This is a genomic window from Okeania sp. SIO1H4, assembly GCF_010672695.1.
GTDB lineage: Bacteria > Cyanobacteriota > Cyanobacteriia > Cyanobacteriales > Microcoleaceae > Okeania > Okeania hirsuta.
This window is the reverse complement of sequence record NZ_JAAHGB010000025.1, coordinates 76,385-83,065: the sequence shown is the minus strand read 5'-3', so window position 1 is coordinate 83,065 and position 6,681 is coordinate 76,385. Positions and strand designations below refer to the sequence as shown.

Sequence of the window (6,681 nt, the reverse complement as noted above, 5' to 3'; positions counted from 1 at the left end):
TGAATTTTCTGTTTGTAATAGTTAAGCAGATTAGTTTTTTCTGCTTTTGCTTGTTGTTGTAGAGCATCCCCGATTTTTTGATGTATTCCTGGGAGGTTGGGGTTGAGTTTGAGGGCGTTTTGGTAAGCAGTTACACATTCTGGCCACTGTTCCAATTTTAATAGTGCTTGTCCCAAATAATGGTATGCTTCCCAGTTATCTTTTTCAACTTCGGTAATTTTGCGATAATACTCAACCTCTTTTTTCCACTGAAATTGCTGAGAATAGGTTTTTGTTTTGTACATAGACAACTTGAAATGTTAAACCAGGAAATAGAGCTTAATAATCAATAGACATCTCCAGAAAAGAGGGATTAGGGAGCAGGGGAAAATAATTGATGATTTCTGTATGATAATTGATTTCCTGTTTTTATTATTGGAGATGTCTAATAGACTACCTATATTCAGGATTACTTCATTTGGTAAAATTATCTCGCTCGACTAATTAATGTCAATTTTATAGTAGTTAGCAATCAATCAATAATAATAACAAAAGGAACTAAAAAGTTGAAATTTCTTCAGGTTTTAATATTACTTGAGCAATGCGGTGTGCTTCTATGGGGTCGTTGGCAAATTTTTTTATTGGTAATAAATAACCAAAACGCACATACTCCCAATAAATATTTAAGATATGTTTAGCACCCGTGTCATCAAGAATTAAAATACTATTATTAGCAGCCAAACGTATACTGTTACTGATATCTGTTCTACAAATATTTCCACCATGACCACCATCTACATGAAGAACATCAAATTTAATATATCTATTCTTGACGGCGATCATCGGCAAAACATCTCGTGAGTCTCCTTTATAAAAATAGAAGCGGTTAGGATACTTCTTTTGTAAAAATTTTGCTGCTAACTCCGTGTAACTATGACGACAAATATCAACACAATGCAGCTCAATAAATGGATTGTGATATAGGGTAATTAATGCGCTATGACCTCCGTTAAAACCTATTTCAAGCATTCTTCTCCTGTTTGCTGTAGCTGCAACTAAGTTTTTTCTCTTCAGCACTAAATGAGGTGCATTACATGGAGGAGTATTTTGAAACATATCACTCGTCCAGCCATTCAAATAACAAATATTACCTTCAAGAGGAGTATTTGTTTCTGCAATTACAGAGTTTAACTCAAACAAAGATTTTAAAAAATCTGGATTTTGTGTGGGATCTGAAGAGGTTTCAAGTTTCTGTTCAATTTCTTGCATCTTACTATGTTTATGCTTATTATTTAGCTTTGTGTCCTGTTCATGATTTGAGTTTTGATCAGAAAAATTTAAGCTCTCAGGTTCTTCTCTCTGCTCGTATTTGTTTTCCCAAACTTTCGTATTTTGCCAAAAAAACTGATTAGCTAGCGGAAGTTGATGCTCTGGAATAGTTTTTTCTTTAATTGCTTGAACTTGAGTGGGTTTAGGACCATGAAAGTGTATAATTTTAGCATTAGTATTTAGCTTCCAATAAGAACGCCAATTCATCATACTATCTAATCTCTCCCATTTTTTAGAGAAAAACTGATTGTATGCTCCTTGATCGAAAGAAGAAAAAATACCATTATTATCTTTGATAAATTGATTAAAATCTTCGTAAACTTCTTGCTGTTTTTTGACATTCATATAAAGCACTCCCGAATTCAAGAAATCCAATTTAGTAGGATTTTCTAGCGCTGCTGCCAAGTATTCGCACTTTATACTGCTCAAATATTCAACTACATCACCTACAAACATGACATCGCAATCTGTATATAATACATAATCGTCAGCAATACTATTAATCTCCATTATTTTCGGTATTTCTACTCTCAAATAAGCTCCACAAGCCATCTTAAAGCTTCTTTCAGCCATATTCTTTTTAAATACTTCATAATGAGGTGTTCTATGAAAAATTAATTTCACACCATTTTTTTCTAACCATCTTGTTAGTTCGTTGTTTTCTTGACCATCATATATACAAAAAGCTTCCAGTGAAGTGTTCTGTCTAGCAGTCAGAACAGCAACTTTCACCATTTTGCTAATGTCTGCAAATTTAGGACCTGCTTCATTCAGTGCAAAAAACCACTTCATAGTTAAAAATCTTCCTTAATTTATGTTAAAAAACCAATCTTGAAACTCTGCTGTTTTGTCAAGTATTTGGGTACAGGTTTCTTGGGAAAACTTATCTTTATATTCATTAATATAAGAACTAGAAACAGTGTCATTGTAGACATTATCAAATTTCTTACTTTCTTCTTGAAAATGCAAATAAGAGTTGTCAAATTCTAGTCCTATAAATTCAAAAATTTTTCTAGCATTATCTACTGGATTAATACAAAGTGACTCATATTGAATCAGGAGAATTTGGTCACCTAAACCATTTTCCACTGCCTCCTTCCAACCATTTGCATAAGATAAATATCTTTCGCAATGCGAATCAAGATGCTCCTTGACCCACTTTTGTACCCCTAGCCCCGATCTTTTAGCCCAAGACCATAAAACAGCTCTAGGGTCTCGGACAATTACTATACATGGTACGTCTGGAACTTTTGCCAAGACCTGAGATAATTTTTGCATATACTTGGGCGTTTTATCGAATATCAAAGCACCTTCTTGCTTAGTAATCAGTCTAGTTTTTTCCTTCAATCTTTTATAAGCATCTAACCAAGTATTTGCCTGGCAAACATACTCTAATTCATCATCTTTAATTCTCCAACTTAGTTTAGTCATGGAGTTGTAGGGTTCAAGTGATAAAAACTCTGGCATCTTTTCTGCCAACAAAAGACCACATTCAAAACCGCTATATAGATTAGGGTATTGCCTAAGTATTTCTGAAATTAGAGTAGTTCCACCTCTTTCATAACCACATATAATGGCAGCTATCGAACTTTTATCTGTAACATTATCCATTCTTCGTTTCTCCTGATATCGAATAGCCAAGTAAAATTAGTTATCTATCGGCTTAAAAAAAATACAATACTTAAATTTTGACTACCTACTTTATCATATACTGGTGAAATTTTATTTTTCCGAGCAAAAAAATACTTCCATCTTGAAGAACAGTTTTTATAAAAATTTCTCCTTCATCTGGTATTTCAACGTATCTTAATTCGGTTTCAAAACCACTGTTTTCAGCTCCAGGTACTTGATAAACATTGGCAACGTCAGGTCTGTTCTGATTCACAGGAATTTCACTGAGAATATTACTATTGCAGACTATCTTAATTGTTTGAGCTGGAGAGTTTTTACCAATTACCCAACCCCTAATTAAAATTGCACCTAAGTCAAAATGTTTTCCGGGTGTTGGTGAATCTATACTATATCCTAGAAGTGCTTCAGGATGATGTTTTGGCAAAGAAATGGGTGATATCTCAATGTAAGTCTTTAGTTTAATAAAGTAATCTTCTCGCTTTTGACTTAGATTAGGACTGTAACAAGGATCGTGTGCAATAACTTTTCCCCACCTCTGCTGCATAATTTTTGCCTCTCGCTGATATCGAGCTTTTTTTTCTGGAGTGTCTTCATATCCACGACTCTTGGACTCGTAATGGTATAAAACAACATGAGGTAAGTTAATATTACGATAGCCTTTTTGTTGAATTTTCAGACACAAATCAACGTCGTTATAAGCCACTACTAGCTCTTCATCAAGTCCACCAACTTCCTCATATACTTCTCGCCTGCACATTAGACAAGCTCCTGTTACTGCTGAGTAATTATTGACAGTAATTAGCTGACAAAAATACCCTGGAGTATTGTCAGGAGAACCTTTGTGACCATGGCCTGCCACATCACCAATTCCCACGACTACACCAGAATGTTGGATAGTATCATCTGGGTATAGTAACTTTGCACCAACAGCACCAATTGTTGGTCTTTGTACTTGCTCTACCATTGCTTCTATCCAATCTGGTGTTTTAACTTCTGTATCATTATTTAAAAGTAGTAAATAATCACCATTTGCCTTGGTTACAGCATAGTTATTAATCTTTGCATAGTTAAATGGAATATCAAGTTCATAACACTTAAAGCGCTTTGGTTCTCTATTTTTCCAGTAAGCAATAATCTCTTTAGTTTCTTGTTCATCACTACCATTATCAATTAAAATAACTTCATAGTTAGGATATGTACTTTTCTCAAAGATAGAGTGGAGACACTGATTCAAAATATTGCCTAAATTTCTAGTAGGAATAATTATGCTTACAAGCTTGTATTCTTTGATTTCATACCTGACTGTATAATATCCTAAAAACTCCTCATTCATAATTATTTTGCCATTTTCTCCACGACGCTTAATAGCTTCTGACAAGACTTTTACGGCTGCTTGATAAGCATAGGGTTTAGCATCAGTACCACTAGCAGAAGAAGCTGCATGAATTCGCCAGTGATATAGTATTTTAGGGATGTGAAAAATTTTGTCAGTTTTCTCAGTTAATCTAAGAACTAAATCATAATCTTGACTACCTTCATAACCTAATCTAAATCCATTTATTTCATTTACTAGACTACGACGATAAACTCCTAAGTGACAGCTATACATTCTTGATAAAAATGTGTCTGGAGACCAGTCTGGTTTGAAAAACGGACTAGACCTTTGCCCTTGTTCATTCAAAAAATCTTCATCACTGTAAATCATATCTGCATCAGGGTTTTGATTTAGCAGTATAGCTACTTCATATAGAGCATCTGGTGTTAGCAAATCATCATGATCTAATAAAGCAATAAAATCTCCTGTGGCAATTGATAAAGCAGAATTTGAAGCAGCAGAAATATGACCATTTTTTTCTCTAAAAATTGCTTTTATTCTTTCGTCTTGAGCAGAATATTCCTCCAATATTTTTCTCACATGAGGCATAGAAGAAGCATCATCAGCAAGGCATAATTCCCAGTATGGATATATCTGATCTTGTACTGACTGAATCATCTCCCGTAGCAGTTCTTCTGGGGGATTAAAAATTGGTACAATAATACTAATTATTGGCTTGTATTCTAAGCTTTCTATGACATCAGGCATTCTTACAATGTCCGACGGTTTCGGTGAATTTTCTTTCAGCCACAAAGCATAAAGTGCTGAATCTGTGAAAAATTTTTGAAATGCCTGATTCAGTCTTTCTTTTCTGTTTAATAAAAGCTTTAGTTGTACTTGTGCTTCTTGATAATCAGATTTAAGTAGAAGAGCCATGCGATAAAAAGCTATTGCTTTATCTAATCGACTGTGCCAAGCATAGGTATTTCCTAAACCAATATAAAATTCCGGATGATCTGCTTTAATACTAATAGCGCGATCATAGTTTTCTGCCTGGGTTAAGGATTGTTGATTTGTCTGTTTATAATAAATAGATAACTTTTTTTTATTAACTTCATGTAAACTATGGTCTAGTTCTATCGCACGATTATAATAAACCTTTGCCTTAGCTATCAAAGCATTTCCCAACCCTAAATACAACTGTGCATCATCAGGCTTAATTTCTAAAGCTTTTTGATAACTCTCAACATCCATTGGATCGTTCTCAATAGCTTGTCGATAATAACTCAATGCTTCTTCTAATTTTCCTTTAACTTGCTGATGCAATGACTGATTTAATTTTTCTTCCACTTTTGGGGAAAAGTCAGGTTGAATTTGCATAAATTTACGATATACATTAACCGCTTCTTCCCACTTTTCTAACTTAACTAATACATCCCCCAACTTATAATAACCCCAAGCAAAATCAGGATTCAACTCAACAGCCTGACGATAAGCACTAACCGCTTCTTCCCACTTTTCTAACTTAACTAATACATCCCCCAAATTATTATAAGACCAAGAAAAATCTGACTTTAATTCTATAGATTTATTATAAGCATTAACTGCTTTTTCTAACTCTTCTCTTTCCTGCAATAAATTACCTAATTTATGATGTACTTCCCACAATTCAGGATTAATTTCAATGGCTTTTATATAAGCCTTTATGGCCTCTTCTTTTTCTCCTTTTTCTACTAAATTATCGCCATTAACGTGATAGTCATCTGCCAAATTAGAGTTGACTATAACTGCATTAGTAGCAGTAGTGATCGCTGACTCCTGCTCCTCTTGTATAGCTATTTTCTCTAACGGATAATCAGCTATTGTCAACTTTTTGCTAGGTTCTATTTGCTGTTGGGTATTAATTGTTTTTTCCTGAAGTTGATTTTCTAAATCTGCCAAATACTTTCTTGCTTCTTTCCAGTCAGGAGCTAATTCAATTGCCTTACGATAAGCGGCGATCGCCTCAAACCATTCACCCTTTTTTGCTAAAACTTTTCCTAAGCTGAAAAAGTTTTTTGCCTGCTTAAAATTGATTCTTTGCTGTTGTGTAGGTAGGGAATTTTTTGTGGGAGTTTTTAGCATCATCTCTATCTCCGGTCTTAAATATATCTTATTGGTGGGTTAAGTTGTATCGTAAGTTCAATTGTTAATTAGGAAGATTATCCTAGTTTCATGCACCCTATATCTTCAAAAAGTTATCTTTTAATAAATTACTCTCAGAATAAATCAGTATCTGGGAATTTTTTAATATTTCTACACCTTACTCTGGTCAATAAATCTCTAATTATCACTTTTGGATGTTAATTAACTAGGCTAATTTTGTCCTATTTTTAATATATTATTAGCTATTACTAATAAAAGACTAATTTCACAGTCAAATCCGG

General features: G+C 33.9%; 4 protein-coding genes. All 4 read right to left on the bottom strand.

The features are described from left to right. Nucleotides 1–284, bottom strand: a 284-nt coding sequence (locus tag F6K06_RS17845) for a tetratricopeptide repeat protein (RefSeq protein WP_287243623.1), incomplete at its 3' end; no start/stop codon positions are given. A 253-nt stretch (nucleotides 285–537) separates the two neighbouring features. Next, nucleotides 538–2,100, bottom strand: a complete 1,563-nt coding sequence (locus F6K06_RS17840) for a class I SAM-dependent methyltransferase (RefSeq protein WP_124147197.1) — start codon at nucleotides 2,098–2,100, stop codon at nucleotides 538–540. A gap of 15 nt (nucleotides 2,101–2,115) precedes the next feature. Then, nucleotides 2,116–2,919: a sulfotransferase gene (locus tag F6K06_RS17835; RefSeq protein WP_124147196.1), complete on the bottom strand. Its 804-nt coding sequence runs from the start codon at nucleotides 2,917–2,919 to the stop codon at nucleotides 2,116–2,118. A gap of 85 nt (nucleotides 2,920–3,004) precedes the next feature. Continuing rightward, nucleotides 3,005–6,382, bottom strand: a complete 3,378-nt coding sequence (locus F6K06_RS17830; RefSeq protein ID WP_287243621.1) for a glycosyltransferase — start codon at nucleotides 6,380–6,382, stop codon at nucleotides 3,005–3,007. Between the last annotated feature and the right edge of the window lie 299 nt (nucleotides 6,383–6,681).

Bases quoted from the DNA above. Each gene is read 5' to 3' on its own strand.
- F6K06_RS17840 (WP_124147197.1), bottom strand. From the start codon at position 2,100: ATGAAGTGGTTTTTTGCACTGAATGAAGCAGGTCCTAAATTTGCAGAC.
- F6K06_RS17835 (WP_124147196.1), bottom strand. From the start codon at position 2,919: ATGGATAATGTTACAGATAAAAGTTCGATAGCTGCCATTATATGTGGT.
- F6K06_RS17830 (WP_287243621.1), bottom strand. From the start codon at position 6,382: ATGATGCTAAAAACTCCCACAAAAAATTCCCTACCTACACAACAGCAA.